The organism is Sorangium sp. So ce321 (assembly GCF_051530195.1).
Taxonomy (GTDB): Bacteria; Myxococcota_A; Polyangia; order Polyangiales; family Polyangiaceae; genus Sorangium.
Genome location: NZ_CP150329.1, coordinates 2,193,212 through 2,209,037, shown reverse-complemented (window position 1 = coordinate 2,209,037; position 15,826 = coordinate 2,193,212). Strand labels below are relative to the sequence as shown.

The window sequence follows — 15,826 nt, the reverse complement described above, 5'->3', positions numbered from 1 at the left end:
AGCCGGCTTGCTCCGAGGCGCCGCCCGGCGGCGCTCGCGTGCTGGCGCTCGTCTCCCATGGACGGGACCTCCGCATGTCCCATCGACGGGACCTCCGCGTGCCGGACGACCGCGTCGCGTTGCGCATGCTGTAAGGTCGTCCGAGCCGGGTGCGTTCCGCGCATACCGATCGGCGCCACCTCTCGAGGAACCATGCGAAGAACGCTGCCCTCCTGGGCTCTCCTTGCCTTGCTCGCAGGCCCCGTCGCCTGCGCCACCTCGAAAGCAGGCGGCCGCTCCGCCGAGGCGGGCGACGTCGCGAGCCCGTCGATGCCGGCGTACGCGCCGCAGGCTGCGGCCACAGGAATGCCCGTCCCGGGCGGTGATGCGTTCGACGCGTCGTCGCGCGAGGAGGCGTCGTACGACTTCGACGCGTCGGTGGCCTCGGTGGAGCTCGCCAAGGCTGCGCCGGCGCCCACGCCCACGCCTGCGCCTGCGCCTGCGCCTGCGCCCGCGCCGAAGGTCACGCAGGCGGCGCCGTCGCCCGCGCGGCCGCCGTCCCCCCCCGTCGCCCAGACCGCGGCGGAGAAGCCGGCGCCAGGCCCTGCCGCTCAGCCCGCGACGACGCCGGCCGCCCCTGCCGCGCAGGGCACGCCGGGCGCGCAGCAGGTCGCCGCCGAGGTGAGCGAGGCGCCAGCGCCCCTCCTCATCTACACGGCGCAGGTCGCGATGGCGGTGTTCGAGGTGGGCGCGTCGCTCGGCAAGGTCGAGGCGCTCGCGCGGGAGCTCGGCGGCTTCCTCGCCCGCCGCGACGACCGCACGATCACGATCCGCGTCCCCGCCGCGCGGTTCGACGAGGCGCTGAAGCGCCTCGAGGGGCTCGGCGACATGCTCCAGCGCAACGTGGTCGCGGAGGACGTGACCGAGGAGTTCCTCGACCTCGGGGTGCGCATCCGGAACGCGCGGGCGGTGCGTGATCGCCTGGAGAAGCTCCTCGAAAAGGCTGCGAAGGTCGAGGAGTCGATCCAGCTGGAGCGCGAGCTCGCGCGCGTCGCCGGCGAGCTCGAGCGCCTGGAGGGGCGCCTCAAGTTCCTGCGCGATCGGGTCGCGTTCTCGACCCTCACCATCTCCTTCCAGCCGCGCTCGACGGAGACCATCACCCCGTCGGGCCCGCGGCTCCCGATCGACTGGCTCAACGAGCTCGGCCTCTCGCGGCTCCTCAACCTGTGACCTGGGCGCCTCCGATGATGCACTCCCTTCGCCACGCCTTCGTCCTCGTCGCCTCGCTGCTCGGCGCGGCGGCGCTGCTCGGCTGCGGCCGGCCCTTCGTGCCCGCGACCCCGCCGGGCTTCGTCGACCTCGGCGACCGCTATGGCGACGACGAGTACCGCGCGACCACCGCCGAGGGGGTGGTGCTCGGGATCCGCGCCTTCGAGAACGAGCCAGAGGGCGACCTCGCCTTCTGGTCCCGCGTGATCGAGAAGCGGCTGCGCGAGGGCGGCGGCTACGCGCTGCTCGGCAAGGCCGACGTGAAGAGCCGGAACGGCCTGCCGGGCGTCCAGCTGCGCTTCGGGCACGACGAGGGAAAGGACGCGCACCTTTATTACCTCACGGTCTTCGTCAACGAAGATCGCGTCTTCCTCCACGAGGCGGGCGGCCGGAAGGAGCTGGTCGAGCGGCACCAGCAGCAGATCGACTGGGCGATCCGCAACTTCGTCCCGGAGTGACGCGCGCTCTGCCCGCGCCGCCGCCCGCGTCTGCCGCGCGCGGCGCTCGGGGGCTGAAGGCCGCCGCGCTTGCTCGCGGAAGCCCTGTTTGCTACCTGGCGGACGTGCGTACCCGCCCCATGCTCCGCGACGCGCGGCGGCGCCCGTCGGCCCAGGCGCTGCTCCTCGCCCTGGCGGCGTCGCTCGGCAGCGGCAGCGCCCTGGCCCACGGCGAGGGAGAGCGACCGCTCTCCACGGTGCCCGCGCCGCCGCCCGGCGACGGCGCGAAGGCGGTGCAGATCCTCCAGGAGATCGAGGCGCGCCTGGCGGCGCCGCCCCCGGCTGGCGAGGGCGAGAAGACCGCCGCCGGTGAGAAGACCGCCGCGGGCGAGAAGGGCGCCGCGGGCGAGAAGGCCGTGGGCGAGAAGGCCGCCGCGGGCGAGAAGGCCGCGGGCGAGCAGACCGCCGAGGCGCCGCGCGTCGAGCCGGGGGCCGCGAGGGGGCCGGCGAAGGGCACGGCGAAGGTCGTGGCCGAGCCGGTGGCGCAGGCGAAGCGCGCGCTCCAGCGCGCGCACGGGGCGCGCGCGGCGGGCGACGCGACGAACGCGCGGCGGCTCGACGCGGTGGCGCTCGAGTGGGCGGAGACAGCGAGGACGCTGCTGCGCGCCGCCGCGGCGGAGTCGGCGGCGATGGACGCGGCCAGGCGGGCGCGCGAGGTCGAGACGAAGCTCGAGCGGGCGCGCGCGCTGCTGGAAGAGACACAGGCGCGGCGGGGCCGCGCCGCGGCGGAGCTCGATCGGATCGAGGCCGAGGCGCGCGAGGCGACCAGGGCCGCGGCCAGCGCGGAAGCGCAGCGGATCGAGGCCGGCAAGAAGGGCGGCGCCAGAGGGGCGACCCCGGCGGCGCCCGCGGCCGAGCGGGCGCCCGCCGCCCCGCAGGGCGCCGGGGCAAAGGGCAGCGGGGGCGCTGGCACGGGGGCTCCGGCGGGCAAGGAGGTCACGCCGTGAGCGCGCGCCGCCTCGCCACGATGGCTGTCGCCGGGGTGCTGCTCGGCGCGTGCGCGCCGATCCCGCGGCCCGCGGTGCTCGACGAGCTCGAGCACGTCCGCGCCGGCGCGGTCGCGGCCGAGTCGAAGCGGTACGCGCCGGGCGCGTTCGCCCGGGCGGAGAAGCTGCGCGGAGAGGCGCTCGCCGCGCTCGACAAGAAGGATCGATCCGGGGCGCAGATCCTCGGCGAGCACTCCATCGCCGCGCACGCCTACGCGCACGCGCTCTCGCGGGTGGCCCGGGCCGAGGCGGCCGAGACCGAGGCGAAGGCGCAGAGCTCGACCGGCGAGGCGTCCCTCGCGGGCCTCGAGGCCGAGCAGGCGCGCGTCGCGGCCGAGGTCGACGCGCTCGACATGCGGATCAAGGTCGCCCGCGACGCGCAGCCCGTGGTCCCCTCGGGCAAGGCCGACGCCGATCGCGAGAAGGCCCGCGTCGCCGCGGCGCGGTCGCTCGCGCTCCAGGCCCGGCTGCTCTGCGGCGCGGCGCGCCTCCTGATCGCGCCGGCGGAGCCCGCCGGCGCGCAGCCCACCGCTGCGCAGCCCGCCGCTGCGCAGCCCGCCAGCGCCGATCTCATGGCGCAACTCGACGTCGCGACCGCCGCGATCCGGAAGCTCGACGCGGAGCTCGCGGAGGTCGGCGGCTCCGCCCGCCCCATCCCGGCGCCCATCGACCAGGCTTCCCGCGCGCGGGCAGGCTGCCTCGCCGCGCTGACCGCCGCGCGCCGCGCCGCCACGCCGGTGACCCGCGCGCCCGGCGCCGGCGATGCCCTGCTCGCGGAGCTCTCGGCCGCGGGCACCTGGTCGCCCGTCCGCGACGACCGCGGCATCGTCGTCACGCTCCGCGGGCTGTTCGCCGGCAACGCTCTCACCAAGGCCGGCGAGGCGCGCCTCCGCGACCTCGCGCGGGTCGCCGCGGCGCACCCCTCGTTCCCCGTCGCCGTCGTGGTGCACACGGACAGGGACATCAGCTCCAGGGAAGAGCCTGCGTGGTCCGCGCGGGCCGATGCCGTCGTCCGTGCCCTCGGCCCGGCGCCCGGCGCGAGCGCCGCGGGGGCCTCCCCCGCGACCCAGCCCATCGCGCCGTTCGTCGCGGGGTCCGCGGCCCCGGTCGTCGACCCGGGCGGCAGCGAGCGCGCCCGCAACGCCCGGGTCGAGGTCGTGTTTGTAACCCCCGAAACCCTTTGAGGAGCGATGGTCCCGGTCGCCGGAACTCCGCTGCCCTGGGAGAGTCGTTCTCGATGATGCGCTCTTCAACCCTCGCTCGAAGCGAAAGCAAGCCGCTCGTGCTCGCCTGCGCCCTGGCCGCCACCCTCGCGAGCGCGTGCCAGGAGGACGGCAAGACGTCGCAGAAGCACGCCGCGGAGCTCTGCGCCAAGCTCGCCCCGGTCGTCGCGGAGGACGTCGGCCAGGTGCGGACGGGCCTCCCCGCGGGCGCGGCGAAGCTCGCGGCGCTGGTCGACGCCGATCCGGGCGCGAACCTGCTCGGCCTCCAGCGCGCGATCGCCGGCGCGCGCGCCTCGGTGAAGGAGCTCGAGTTTGCGAAGAGCACCTTCTTCTCGTTCACCGATCCGAGCGGCACGGTGCTGCGCAGCGAGGCCGATCCGGACATGCTCGCCAACCGGTCCGTGCTCGCCTCGTTCCCTGAGCTCAGGAAGGTGCTCGAGCCGAACAGCGGGGTCGTCGAGGCGTTCGGCGAGATGCAGGAGATGCGCGGCGTCAGGAACGGCCCCGACCTCCAGTGGGTCGCGGCGCATCCGGTCAAGGCGAGCGGCGGCGAGCTCAAGGGCCTCTTCGTCACGGGCTGGTCGTTCCGCGCCTACGCCTACCGGCTGCAAGAGGCGGCCAAGCACGAGATCGCCGAGATGGCCAAGCGCGACGGGGTGAAGTCGACGCCGCTGCACTATGTCTTCGCCTGGAAGGGCGCGAAGGCGTACGGCGGACCGGTGACGCCCGATGTCAACACCGAGGCGCTCGAGAAGCTGGACCTGCCGGCGAAGACCGCCTCGGGTCCGTGGAGCGGCACCGTCGAGATCGCCGGCCGCACCTTCGGCGCCGCTGCGCAGCGCGCTCCGGAGCTCGCGGCCGACGCGGGCGTCGCCGCGCTCGTGTCGACGCTCTGAGCGGGAAGCTGGCGCGACCGACGCCAGCTGGCGCGGCCCGCTGTCCCGCAGCGTCGGCCCCGCGGCGGTCGGCAGCCGGGTGATCGCCCGATCGAGCGAGGCCGTGCTAGTCTCGCGACTGGCTCGCGCTGCCGAGCTCACCCCCCATGCCGGCTTCCATCGATCAGCTTCTCAAGGTTTGCCGCGAGGTCATCGCGCCGCTCGTCCGAGCCGACGGCGGTGAGCTCTACATCGTGGCCGTCGAGCCCGATCACCTGACGCTCCATCTGGCCGGCGCATGCTCGGGCTGTCCAGGCGCGATGCTCACCGCGCGCGCGGTGATCGAGCCGGCGGTGCTCGCGGTCGCACCGTCGGCGCGCGTCGTCGTGACCAACGGAATGCGCGTCCCCGAAGGCGCCTCCCTGGCCTGAGACGTCACCCGCTTCGGATACGGGCCCATCTCGACGTTTTCGGTGCTCGGCGTACTGGAGTCTCAGGATCCTACACATCATCGCTTGATGTGCGCCGCGTAACATGATCCAAGCTGCGGATGGGTTCACCTGCAGCAGAGCACGCGGCGTCACTCGCCCAGGAGATGAGCGACGCCCACTTCGGCGACGCGCGGCTTTCGAAGCGTCAGACCAAGCTGGTGAAGAAGCTGGCGCAGGCGCCGGACAAGAGCTTCCCCTCGCTGCTGTCCGACAGCGAGCTGGAGGCTGCGTACCGCTTCTTCGGCAACGACGCCGTCACTCCCGCGGCGATCCTGGCTCCGCATGTGCGCGCCACGCTCGCGCGCATGCAGGCCGAGCCGGTCGTGCTCGCCATCCATGACACCACGACCCTCTCCTTCCGCTCCGACGGCCAGCGGCAGGGGCTCGGTCGGCTGCGCTCCTCGGGGCAGACGTTCTTCGCCCACTTCACCCTGGCGGTCAGCGGTGATGGAACGCGCCGCCCGCTCGGCGTGCTCGACCTGAGCACACACGTGCGCGACGACCACCCCACGGGCAACGAGCACGACCGCTGGGGAGAGCAGGTGGAGCGAGTCGCAGCCCTGGGCTGTGCACCGCACGTGGTGCACATCATGGATCGCGAAGGCGACGACTACGGCCTGTTCGCGCAGCTGCTAAGCGCAGGGCATCGGTTCGTGATTCGGCTCGCGCACAACCGCCTCGTGGAGGCTGCCGTCCCCGGAGAAGAGGCCAAGCTCGAGCAGGCGCTCGCGCAGGTTCAAGCGGTGGCCGTGCGCGAGGTAGAGCTCTCCACGCGGCCGGCGGGCAACCGCAGCCCTCAACAGAAACGCCTTCATCCCTCCCGCGCCGGACGCCTGGCGAAGCTCGCCGTTGGAAGCACGCGCGTGACGCTGCGACGACCGAGATCCCAGCCGCGTGAGATGCCTGCGACGCTCTCGCTTCAGGTCGTACGCGTCTGGGAGCTCGATCTGCCGCCAGGCGAGGCGCCGGTCGAGTGGGTGCTGCTCACGAACGAGCCGGTCGATTCCGATGAACAGCTGACGCAGCTCGTCGACTGGTACCGCGCGCGCTGGACGGTGGAGGAGTTCTTCAAGGCCCTCAAGACCGGATGCGCCTACGAGAAGCGCCAGATCGAAGATCTGCACGGCTTGCGTAACGTGCTGGCGCTCTTCGCCCCCATCGCCTGGCAGCTACTGCTGCTGCGCAGCGAGGCCCGGCGCGCTCCGGAACAGCCCGCGAGCGCCGTGCTCACGCCCACCCAGCTCGAGGTGCTACGGGCCTTCGCCCGCAAGCCGCTGCCCGAGAACGCCACGGCCCGCGATGCCTTCCTGGCGATCGCCGCGCTCGGCGGACACCTCCGGAGAAACGGCGAGCCCGGCTGGCAGACCTTGGGACGCGGCTACGAGCAGCTCCTCATCCTCGTCCAGGGCTGGAGCGCCGCGAAGGAGTCGGGGAAATGTGATCAATCCTGAGACTGGAGTACGCCTGCGCGCCGAAAACGCCGATCTGGGCCCGTCTCCTGTGCGGGTGACGCCTCAGGCCGGACTGCTGGGACCGAGAAGACGGAGCGCCGCGGCGGGGGAACGCCGCGGCGGGGGAGCGCCGCGGCGGGGGAGCGCCGCGGCGGGGGAGCGCCGCGACGGGGGCTACTTCTTTTTGCCGGGCTTGTCGGCTGCGGGAGGGGGGCCCGGAGGGGCCTCGTCCTTGCGGATGGCGGACGCGACGGAGGGATCGATGGCGTTCACGTCGACGGGCTTGTTGGGGCGGAGCGAGTCCAGGCTGCTGAGCGTCACGAGATCCTCGTAGGCGAAGGCAATCTCGGTCTCGCCCCGCTCGATCACGCGGAAGCGCGTGCCCGCGTCCTTCCAGTCGACCTCGGTGACGTAGCGACCCTTGTCCGGATCGGGCGGCGTCACACGGCCAGGCACGCCGAGCGCCGTCGCGAGCTTGACGACGGCAGACTGGAAGTCCTTGCCGCGCGAGCTGCCCTCGCCCAACGCGTGCTCGTCGATGATCTTCCAGAGCTTGTCCTGGATGAAGAAGAAGTACCGCTTCCCGCCGTCGCGGGTCAGCGTCATCATCGACTCTTTGTTGAGGTAGGTGTACTCGCCCTTGAGCGGCGTCGAATCGATGCCGGTCGGCAGCTTGCCGAAGTCGATGCGGCTCCGGCGGAACGCGCTCTTCTCCTCGGCGAGCTCGGCGTCGAGCGCCCTCATCTTCACGCCCGGCGAGGTCGCCTTGTAACGCGGCACGTAGGCCTCATCGAGCATCTTGTCGATGACCGCCGCGACCTGCTTCGTGCTCAGCCCCCACGCGATCCCTGGAGGGGTCAGCGCGATCGTCTTCTTCGTGACCGGCGGCTCGGCGGGCCGGGCGGGAGCCGCAGCGGCCGCCGCGCCCTTCCCCCGCTTCGGCTGGGCAGCCACCACGGCCGTGCTCGTGATCGCCGCTAGGCCAAGCCCCACGGCCAACCCCGCTCCCAGGAGCCTCTTCGCTTTCATGTTCCTCCTCCAGCCGGCGCAGGCCCTGTCCCCGCGCGCTCTGCAATCGCAAAAGTTAGGACGACCCGCCCGGCAAGCCCGGGCACGCTAGCACCAGCGGTAGGACAGGAGAATAGGATCTCCGCGCCGATCAGCGCCGACCAAGGCCGCCGGACCATTGGACGGCCGCTCGTCCGGATCGATGGAGCACAGTGCGCGGCGAACAGCTGGAGCGCAGCGCGCGGCCGACAACGGAACCGACGACACCGACGACACCGACGACACCGGCGAGCCAGCGGAGGGAGGCGCGCGAGACACGGGGCTCGAGAGCGGGCGGAACGGGAAATAACGGCCCTGAATGGACGAGGATGACGACGAGGATGACGACGAGGACGACGACGAGGATGGCGACGAGGTCCGGCGGCGGCGACGGCGACGGTCTCAGCAGCGCACGTCGCCGGTGTGTGCCGGGTCCTGACAGGCGCCGGCCGACGTGCTACGGACTCCGGTCCCAGGAATGATTTCCGCCGCCGGTGCTGCTCCCCTGCGCCTCGCGCTTGCCGCGCTGGCGACCGTTGGCTCCGCCGGCGGCTGCATCGCCGACCAGGAGCGCCCCGCGACGTCCATCGACCCGTACTCCGGCCTGCCGGCGTGGGAGGGGCACGTGGTCGAGGTGTTCGACGACAACATCGAGCCGGCCGCCGTGGGCTTCTCGCTCGACGGACCCTCGCCCAGGTCCGACCCCTTCCTCCGGGAGAGGGCGCAGACGGCCGACGTCGTCACGCGGGTGCGCGTCAGCACCGTGACGGTCGACTCGATCGGCGAGCAGAGCAGCTACCACCTCGGGGTCCAGGTCGCCGACGCGCCGCTGACGACACCCCGGGTGCAGGACCGGACCTTCGAGCTCCACATCCGCCCCACGAGCCGCGCGTTCGGCGTCGCGAAGGCGGTCGACGCGCGGCTCCGCGGGGTAACCTTCATCGCGTTCATCCGACGCTTCGCCGGCGAGGCAGGCGAGCCGGAGTTCCACTGGCACCTTTCACCTGATACAGCGGAGGTCGCCGCGGCCGTCAAGGAGGCCGTCGTCCTCGGGGAGCTGTCTGCGCCGTGAGCAATGTGAGCATCAAGACGGTCAAGGAAGTCGACGCCCTCCGGGTAGCCTCCCAGATGGCATCGGAGACGCTCCTCGGCGTCGGCGACATGATCCGCGCCGGCATCACCACCGAGGACATCAACACGTTCGTCCACGAGGACACGATCCGCCGCGGCGGCTACCCCGCGCCGCTCAACTACCACGGGTTCCCGAAGAGCGTCTGCACCTCGATCAATGAGGTCGTCTGCCACGGGATCCCGTGCGATCGCGTCCTCGAGCCGGGTGACATCATCAACGTGGACGTCACCACCATCTACAACGGGTTCTACGGGGACACGTCCGCGACCTTCTACATCGGCAAGCCCTCGCCGGAGGCGAAGCACGTGACCGAGGTGTCGCGGCGCTGCCTGCAGCTCGGCATCGCCCAGGTCCGGGACGGGGCGCGCCTCGGCGACATCGGGGCCGCGATCCAGGAGTTCGCCGAGGCCGAGGGCTGCTCGGTGGTGAGGGCCTTCGTCGGCCACGGCATCGGGCGGCGCTTCCACGAGGCGCCGCAGGTCTCGCACGTCGGCAAGTACGGCAGCGGCAACCGGCTCCGCGCTGGCATGTGCTTCACGATCGAGCCGATGATCAACATCGGCACCTACGAGGTCGAGATCCAGGAAGACAAGTGGACCGCGCTGACGGCCGATCGCTCGCTGTCGGCGCAGTTCGAGCACACCATCGTCGTCACGAAGAGCGGCTGCGAGGTGCTGACCCGACGCAGCCGGCCGCTCGCGAACAGCGAGATCTTCCCCGATCCGTTCGTCGTCTCCGCGGCGCAGGCGCTCTGACGCAGAGGCCCGCGCGGCTGACGTGCAGGGCCGCGCCGGCCGACCGCGGCCAGCAGCGCCGAGCGGACCGGAGCCGGCTCCCGGGGACCGAGTTTTGTGGACCGATCGGCGTAGGATAAGGGTAGAAGCAGGGGCATGGCCTTGGACGAAGCGTCGCGCGCCAGAGTCGCGCCGTATGTGTCGAGCCTGACGGCTGACGTCTTCTCGCTGTCGGGTCTGCCCGAGGAAGTCATCGCCGTGCTGTTCGCGTACTACTCGCGCAGCCGCGACGACCTGCGCACCAACCTGGCGCGCCTGCTCGGCGACGAGGAGCTCGACGTCGCTCCGCAGGGCGACGACAGGTCGCGGCGCGGGCTCGCGTTCGCGTCGGACAAGGCGCGGAGCTTCCACGAGAAGTGGGTCGTCGGCTACGGCCACGCGTCCGTCGCGGAGCACGCCGTGGTGCACCTCGCGATCGAGAACGTGAGCATCGTCGCGTCGAAGGTGATCGAGGACCTGCGGCTCGGCTCGTACACGGAGAAGAGCACGCGCTACGTGGTCTTCGATCAGCACGCGTTCATCGATCTGCCGGAGCTCGACGCCGAGCACAGCGCCAGGTACCAGGCCTCGAGCGAGCGGCTCTTCGCGACCTACCTCGACCTGGTCCCGAAGGTGACGGAGCGGCTGAGCGCGCGCGAGCCGAAGCCCGAGAAGATGTCGGACGCGGCCTACAAGGGGGCGCTGCGCGCGCAGGCGTGCGATCTCCTGCGCGGCCTCTTGCCGGCGGGGACGCGGACGAACATCGGCCTCACCGCGAACGCGAGGGCGCTCGAGATCCTGCTCACGAAGATGATGTCGAACCCGCTCGAGGAGGTGCGCAGGGTCGGCCGCGAGATGCACGCGGCGGCGCTCGCCGTGACCCCGACTCTGGTGAAGTACGCCGCGCCGAACGAGCTCCGGAAGGAGCTGCAGGGCACCGTCGCCGAGGCGATGAAGCGGGTCTACACGCCGCCGGAGGAGGGCGTGAGCGCGACGATGGTGATAAACCAGCCGGTCCGGCTGGTGCGCTACGACAAGGACGCCCTGGAGCGCATCGCGCTGGCGCTGGCGTACGAGGGCAGCGATCCGGGCGTGCACGCCTACAACCTGGGCGACGCGCTCCGCCGCGCGACGCTGCCGGAGCTCATCGGCATCGCGCAGACGGCGTGCGCGAAGCGCGGGCCCTACGACGCGCCGCCGCGCGCGTTCGAGGCGTCGACCATGACCTTCGAGCTGATGCTCGACTACGGCGCGTACCGCGACCTGCAGCGCCACCGGATGCTGACGCCAGCGACGCAGCGGCTCACCTGTCGGCTCGGCTTCGAGACGCCGCACGTCCTCTCGGAGCTTGGTCATGCCGAGGCCTACCAGGACGCGATGCTCGCCGCGCGCGACGCCTGGCACGCGATGGAGGGGCGCTACCCCCTCGAGGCGCAGTATGCCGTGCCGCTCGGCTTCCGCGTGAGGACGCTCTGGACGCTGAACCTGCGCGAGCTCTTCCACGTGGTCGAGCTCCGCTCGGCGAAGCAGGGACACACGAGCTACCGGCGGATCGCCCAGGGGCTTTACCGCACCGCGATCACGGTGCATCCCTGGCTCAAGGACCTGATCCGCGTCGATCTGAACGACTACACGCTCGCGCGGAGCTGATCCGCGCCACGCGGCTGATCCGCGCCGCGCCGCGCGGCCGATCCGCGCCGGCCCCACCTCGGGCACGGCCGTCGCAGAGCGGCGGTCACCCGCACAGGAGACGGGTCCAGATCGGCGTCTTCGGCGCGGAGGCGCACTCCAGTGCGCTGAGCACCGAAGACGCCGAGATGGGCCCGTATCCGAAGCGGGTGACCGCCGCTCGCTCTAGAGACGCGCCGCCTCGATGAGCTCCGTCGCGGCCTTGAGCGACGCGCCGGTGACCTTCGCGCCCGACAGCATCCGCGCCACCTCGGCGATGCGGTCCTTCTTGTCGACACGCGCGACCGAGCTCTTCGCGATGCCGCCCGCGTTCTCCTTGGCGACGACGAAGTGCGCGTCGGCGAACGCGGCGATGGGCGCCAGGTGCGTGATGCAAAGCACCTGGTGGTGGCGCGCCACGTCGCCGATCGCGCGCCCGATCTTGTCGGCGACAGCGCCGCCGACGCCGCTGTCGACCTCGTCGAAGACGTAGAGCCCCGCCGGCCCGCACTCCGCGAGCACGCGCTTCAAGGCAAGGAGGGCGCGCGACAGCTCGCCCCCCGAGGCGATGCGGCGCAAGGGGCGAGGCTCGATCCCCTTGTTGGGCGAGATGAGGAACTCGACACGGTCGATGCCGTCCTGGCCCAGGCGGGCGCCGTCGACGACCAGCTCGGCGCGGTCTCCGCCGTGCGGCGCGACGTCCACGACGACCCGCGCGCCCCCCATGCCGAGATCGGCGAGCTCCGCGGAGATCGCGACGCCGAGCTTCTCGCCGGCCTTCCGGCGCTTCACCGAGAGCTTGCGGGCGCGCTCGGCGGCGACGGCGAGCAGGGCGTCGCGCCGCCGCTCGAGCTCCGCGACGTGGCTCTCGACCCCCGCGAGCTGCTCCAGCTCGGTCGCGAGGCGCGCGCGCGCGGCGAGCACGTCGTCGATCGTGGGGCCGTGCTGCCGGAGCAGGCCCTCGAGGCGGTACATGCGATCCTCGATCTCGGAGAGGCGATCCGGGTCGGCCTCCGCGCGCTCGGCGTAGCGGGCGATCTGGCGGGCCGCCTCGCTGAGCTCCGTCCAGCACGCGTCGACCGCGCGGGCGACGGCGTCGAGGGCGGGATCGATCTCCGCGGCAGCCTGGAGCTCGGAGGCGAGGCGCGCGAGCTCGTCGCACATCGCTTCATCCCCCTGGTCGAGGCGGGAGGCCGCGCGCCGCGTGATGTCGTGCAGGCGGCCCGCGTGGCGGAGCCGGTTGCGCTCGGCCGCGAGATCGGCGAGCTCGCCAGGGCGCGGCGACAGCGCGTCGATGGCCTGGAGCTGGAAGGCGAGGAACGCCTCGCGCTCACCGCGGCCGCGCTCCAGCTCGCGGGCGGCCCTGAGCTGCGCGCTGAGCGCCTCGAGCTCGGCGACGTCGGCCGCGAGCTCGCTGCGCGCCGGCACCAGGCGGCCGAAGCGATCGAGGTAGCCGAGGTGCGTCGACGGATCGGTGAGCGCGACGCTCTCGTGCTGCGAGGCGACGTCGGCGAGCTCCGGGGCGAGCGCCTGGAGCTCGCCAGCGGTGCAGAGGCGGCCGTTCAGGTAGGCGCGCGAGCGACCGGTCGCCTGGACCACGCGGCGGACCACGAGCTCGCCGCCGCTCGCGATGCCCGCGGCGTCGAGCATCGCCATCGCGCGATCGGAGCTGCGCACGTCGAACAGCGCCTCGATCTCGGCCTCGTCGGCGCCGGGGCGGATCTGCTCCGCGCTCGCGCGGCCGCCGAGGACCAGCGAGAGCGCGCCCACGACGATGGACTTGCCGGCGCCCGTCTCGCCGGTGAGCACGTTGAAGCCAGGCTCGAGCCGGAGCTCGAGAGCATCCATCAGGATGAAATTCTTGACCCGAAGCGCGACCAGCACAGCGGCGGGAGGATAGGAAGCTTTCGGCCCGTCGTCAGCGGATCTTCACCTGCTTCATGACGGTGACCGGAATTCCCTCGAAGGGCGGCACCGTGGCGCTGCGGAACGCGGCGGCGATGCACGCGGCGGTGGCCGTCCCCACGAGGTCGCCCCCTTCCACGCGCGACGACATCGCCTTCCCCGAGGGGGAGAAGGTGACGGCCACCCGGGCCGTACCGGTGAGGCCCTCGCCCGTGCACCCGGCGGCGGCCGCCGCCGCGGACGCGAGGGCGCTGCTCGCCGCGCTCTGGTCGAAGCGGGCCGGCTCGTCCCGCGCCGGGAGGAGCTGCGTGGGCGCCGGCTGCTTCGCCGCCGGCTTCGCGCGGTCGGGCGCGCTCGGCGCCGCGGCGCGGGCCGGCTTCCCTACGGCCTGAGGACCGTCGCTCGGCTGCGAGCCCGCACCCACGACCGCAGGGGCCGGGGGCGCTGCCGGGGCGCTCGCCGCTGGCGCGGCGCTCGCGGCCGGCGCCGCGGGGGTCGGCTCGGGCGCTGCCGCGAGCGCAGGACCTGCCTGCGCCGGCTCGGGCGGCGGCGCGGCCTGCTCGCCCGTCGGGATGGCCGAGGCGGGAGCGGCCGGCGCCTGCTCCGCCGCCCCAGCGGCTGCGGCCGGCGGGTCGGCGACCGGCTCGTCGTCGAGCGACGGCTCCCGGTCCGCGGTCTGACCTGCCGGAGCAGCCGCGGCGGCCGGCGCCGCCTCTTCCGGCGGGGCCGCGGCGACCGCGCCGCTGCTGCCCGCGGCCGCGACCTGGGCCGGGGCGCTGGCCGCCCTGCCGCGGGCCTGCGCGAAGTACAGCGCGGCGCCGAACACGACGAAGACGACGGCCACCCAGCCGGCGATCTCCAGGTACTGGCGCGCCACCGGCGTCGAGAGGGCGCGCCGCCCCTCGGACACGAGGGAGCCGGCCGTGATCGAGGTGCGCACCGGCGTCTCTTCCCCGGAGGCAGTGTGCCCCTCGGCGGAAAGGAGGAACTCCGGCTCGATCGGGTCGTCGGGGAGCGGCCCCTCGACGGCGCTGTCGAACAGCCCGCCGCTGATGCTCAGGACCTCCTCGTCGGCCCGGAGCTCGTTGCGACGCTCGCCGCCCTCGGCGACGGGCGGCGGCGCCATGCTGCGCAGGTCGATCAGACCGGAGTCCTCCTTGCGGCCGGCGCGGCCGCGGAGGTCGGTCTGGCTGATCCGGTCGGCCGACGGGCCGGGGGCCGGGTCGCTCGAGGCGCGGGCAGCCCCCCGGGGGGCGTTGCTCGCGCGCGCCGGCGGCTCGCGCGAAGGCCGCTCGTCGTTCCCCTGCTCCCGCAGATCCCCGGCGGGGCCGCGCGCCTCCGCCCTCGGCCTCGCGCGCTCGCGCTGCGGCTCCTCCGCGGCGCGCGGCGGGACCGTGGCCGGCGGCGGAGCCAGCGACCCCAGCAGGGCAAGGTCCGCCGGCGAGGAGTCGGCGGGCATGGCGCCCGGGCCGGACCGGGGACGCCGCGCGGAAGGCAACGGCTGCGGGGCGAGCGCCGCCATCGCCTGCACGTCCTGGAGGCGGAGCTCGGGCGACGAGCGGTGAGACGACGGCCGGCCCTCGTCGATGGACAGGGGCGCCGGCGGCCCCTCGGACAGGGGCGCCGGCGGCATCTCGGACGGCGGCGCGATCGGCCGGGAGGAGGCGCTCGCGCGCGGCAAGGTCGCGGAGCGCGGCCGCACCGTCGCGGTCGCCGTGCGGTGCTCGCGGCGCGCCGGCGGCCGGACCGGGACCGGCGTGTGCGCGGTCGCGCGAGGCGCGGGGTGGCTCGCGCGCTCGTCCTCGGAGCCGTCGTGCCCGAACGAGAGCGAGGGCGGCTCGACCCCGGGGGAGAGCATCTGCGCGAGATCCTGGATCGAGACGGGATCGGAGTCGGCGGGAGGAAGCGCGGACGGGCTCCGGCCCGTCGACGGCGCCGCACTTCCGCGCCGCGCGTCGTCGCGGGGGACGCCGGCGAACGTGCGAGACCGCATCAGGATGTCGCGCCGGCCCAGCCCGCCGTCCGGCGTCACCACCGCGTGCTCGAGCGAGGCCTCCGCGGCGGCGTCGAGCGCATCCAGCGGGCGCGCCCTCGGGCTGGACACCGGCTCGTCTCCCAGGTCCTGCTGCGCGATCCGCTCCGCGAGCGTGAGCCCTCGACCCCGCACCGCCGGAGCCGCCCCCGCGCGTCGCTCCGAGCCGCCCGCGAGCTCCCGCTCGCGCTGGATGCCCGCCCCCGGCAGCGTCGACTCGGCGTCCAGCAGGTCGCCGGACAGCCCGTAGTCCCTCGCTGACGGGCGCTCGGAATACGGCCTTGCGAGCTCTGGCTCGCTCGGCGGCTCCCGCCGGTCGCGCCCGTTCGCGGAGCTCGGAACGACCGAGGGGGAAGAGCGCGGCTCGGCCCCGCCTGTCCTGTCAGACGCCGCCTGCTTGTTCTTCGTGCGGCAGGATTTGCAGACAAACGGAAGGGACGGACGCATCTCGCGTCCCACACCGATCTCCACGTAAGCCCTGCAGAGAGAGCAGGCGAG

At 73.5% G+C, this 15,826-nt stretch carries 13 protein-coding genes; 10 read left to right on the top strand and 3 right to left on the bottom strand.

Annotated features, from left to right (window positions below; translation table 11 throughout):
* Positions 1–192: 192 nt before the first annotated feature.
* From WME89_RS08570 to WME89_RS08540, 7 genes are all read left to right on the top strand, one after another.
* Positions 193–1,209: a DUF4349 domain-containing protein gene (locus WME89_RS08570; protein ID WP_438008731.1), complete on the top strand. Its 1,017-nt coding sequence runs from the start codon at positions 193–195 to the stop codon at positions 1,207–1,209.
* A gap of 14 nt (positions 1,210–1,223) precedes the next feature.
* Complete coding sequence (locus WME89_RS08565; protein WP_437624640.1) at positions 1,224–1,706, top strand: serine/threonine protein kinase; 483 nt, start codon at positions 1,224–1,226, stop codon at positions 1,704–1,706.
* 104 nt (positions 1,707–1,810) lie between these two features.
* Complete coding sequence (locus WME89_RS08560) at positions 1,811–2,692, top strand: hypothetical protein (RefSeq protein WP_438008730.1); 882 nt, start codon at positions 1,811–1,813, stop codon at positions 2,690–2,692.
* Positions 2,689–3,915 (top strand): hypothetical protein, encoded by a 1,227-nt coding sequence (locus tag WME89_RS08555; protein WP_438008729.1) that lies wholly within the window; start codon positions 2,689–2,691, stop codon positions 3,913–3,915. The genes WME89_RS08560 and WME89_RS08555 overlap by 4 nt, the downstream gene beginning before the upstream one ends.
* A gap of 53 nt (positions 3,916–3,968) precedes the next feature.
* Positions 3,969–4,850, top strand: a complete 882-nt coding sequence (locus WME89_RS08550; protein WP_438008728.1) for a hypothetical protein — start codon at positions 3,969–3,971, stop codon at positions 4,848–4,850.
* Between the two features lie 146 nt (positions 4,851–4,996).
* Entirely contained in the window at positions 4,997–5,260 is a 264-nt protein-coding gene (locus WME89_RS08545) for a NifU family protein (protein ID WP_436625804.1), read from the top strand.
* Between the two features lie 164 nt (positions 5,261–5,424).
* Positions 5,425–6,771: an IS4 family transposase gene (locus tag WME89_RS08540; RefSeq protein ID WP_438008727.1), complete on the top strand. Its 1,347-nt coding sequence runs from the start codon at positions 5,425–5,427 to the stop codon at positions 6,769–6,771.
* Positions 6,772–6,945: 174 nt separating this feature from the next.
* Here the strand turns inward: WME89_RS08540 and WME89_RS08535 are convergent, their stop codons facing one another.
* Entirely contained in the window at positions 6,946–7,800 is an 855-nt protein-coding gene (locus tag WME89_RS08535) for a hypothetical protein (protein WP_437652684.1), read from the bottom strand.
* A gap of 496 nt (positions 7,801–8,296) precedes the next feature.
* On the opposite strand from WME89_RS08535, the gene WME89_RS08530 reads away from it, so the two are divergent.
* The 3 genes from WME89_RS08530 to WME89_RS08520 all read left to right on the top strand — a co-directional run bounded on the left by WME89_RS08530 (position 8,297) and on the right by WME89_RS08520 (position 11,373).
* Positions 8,297–8,890, top strand: coding sequence for a cobalamin ABC transporter substrate-binding protein (locus WME89_RS08530; protein WP_438008726.1), 594 nt, complete (start codon positions 8,297–8,299; stop codon positions 8,888–8,890).
* Entirely contained in the window at positions 8,887–9,705 is an 819-nt protein-coding gene (gene map / locus WME89_RS08525; RefSeq protein WP_437652686.1) for a type I methionyl aminopeptidase, read from the top strand. Before WME89_RS08530 ends, map begins: the two co-directional genes overlap by 4 nt.
* A 135-nt stretch (positions 9,706–9,840) precedes the next feature.
* A complete protein-coding gene (locus tag WME89_RS08520) occupies positions 9,841–11,373 on the top strand; it encodes an FAD-dependent thymidylate synthase (RefSeq protein WP_438008725.1) in 1,533 nt (510 codons plus the stop codon).
* A gap of 204 nt (positions 11,374–11,577) precedes the next feature.
* On the opposite strand, the gene recN is transcribed toward WME89_RS08520, so the two are convergent.
* Both recN and WME89_RS08510 read right to left on the bottom strand, forming a co-directional pair.
* Positions 11,578–13,275, bottom strand: a complete 1,698-nt coding sequence (recN, locus tag WME89_RS08515; RefSeq protein ID WP_438008724.1) for a DNA repair protein RecN — start codon at positions 13,273–13,275, stop codon at positions 11,578–11,580.
* A 34-nt stretch (positions 13,276–13,309) separates the two neighbouring features.
* Positions 13,310–15,775, bottom strand: a complete 2,466-nt coding sequence (locus WME89_RS08510; RefSeq protein WP_438008723.1) for a hypothetical protein — start codon at positions 15,773–15,775, stop codon at positions 13,310–13,312.
* Positions 15,776–15,826 lie beyond the last annotated feature (51 nt).

What these genes read in the sequence shown, in the direction of transcription:
- WME89_RS08570 (WP_438008731.1), top strand. Translation starts at nt 193, where the DNA reads ATGCGAAGAACGCTGCCCTCCTGGGCTCTCCTTGCCTTGCTCGCAGGC.
- WME89_RS08550 (WP_438008728.1), top strand. Translation starts at nt 3,969, where the DNA reads ATGATGCGCTCTTCAACCCTCGCTCGAAGCGAAAGCAAGCCGCTCGTG.
- WME89_RS08535 (WP_437652684.1), bottom strand. Translation starts at nt 7,800, where the DNA reads ATGAAAGCGAAGAGGCTCCTGGGAGCGGGGTTGGCCGTGGGGCTTGGC.
- WME89_RS08530 (WP_438008726.1), top strand. Translation starts at nt 8,297, where the DNA reads ATGATTTCCGCCGCCGGTGCTGCTCCCCTGCGCCTCGCGCTTGCCGCG.
- WME89_RS08520 (WP_438008725.1), top strand. Translation starts at nt 9,841, where the DNA reads ATGGCCTTGGACGAAGCGTCGCGCGCCAGAGTCGCGCCGTATGTGTCG.
- WME89_RS08540 (WP_438008727.1), top strand. Translation starts at nt 5,425, where the DNA reads ATGAGCGACGCCCACTTCGGCGACGCGCGGCTTTCGAAGCGTCAGACC.
- WME89_RS08545 (WP_436625804.1), top strand. Translation starts at nt 4,997, where the DNA reads ATGCCGGCTTCCATCGATCAGCTTCTCAAGGTTTGCCGCGAGGTCATC.
- WME89_RS08510 (WP_438008723.1), bottom strand. Translation starts at nt 15,775, where the DNA reads ATGCGTCCGTCCCTTCCGTTTGTCTGCAAATCCTGCCGCACGAAGAAC.
- WME89_RS08565 (WP_437624640.1), top strand. Translation starts at nt 1,224, where the DNA reads ATGATGCACTCCCTTCGCCACGCCTTCGTCCTCGTCGCCTCGCTGCTC.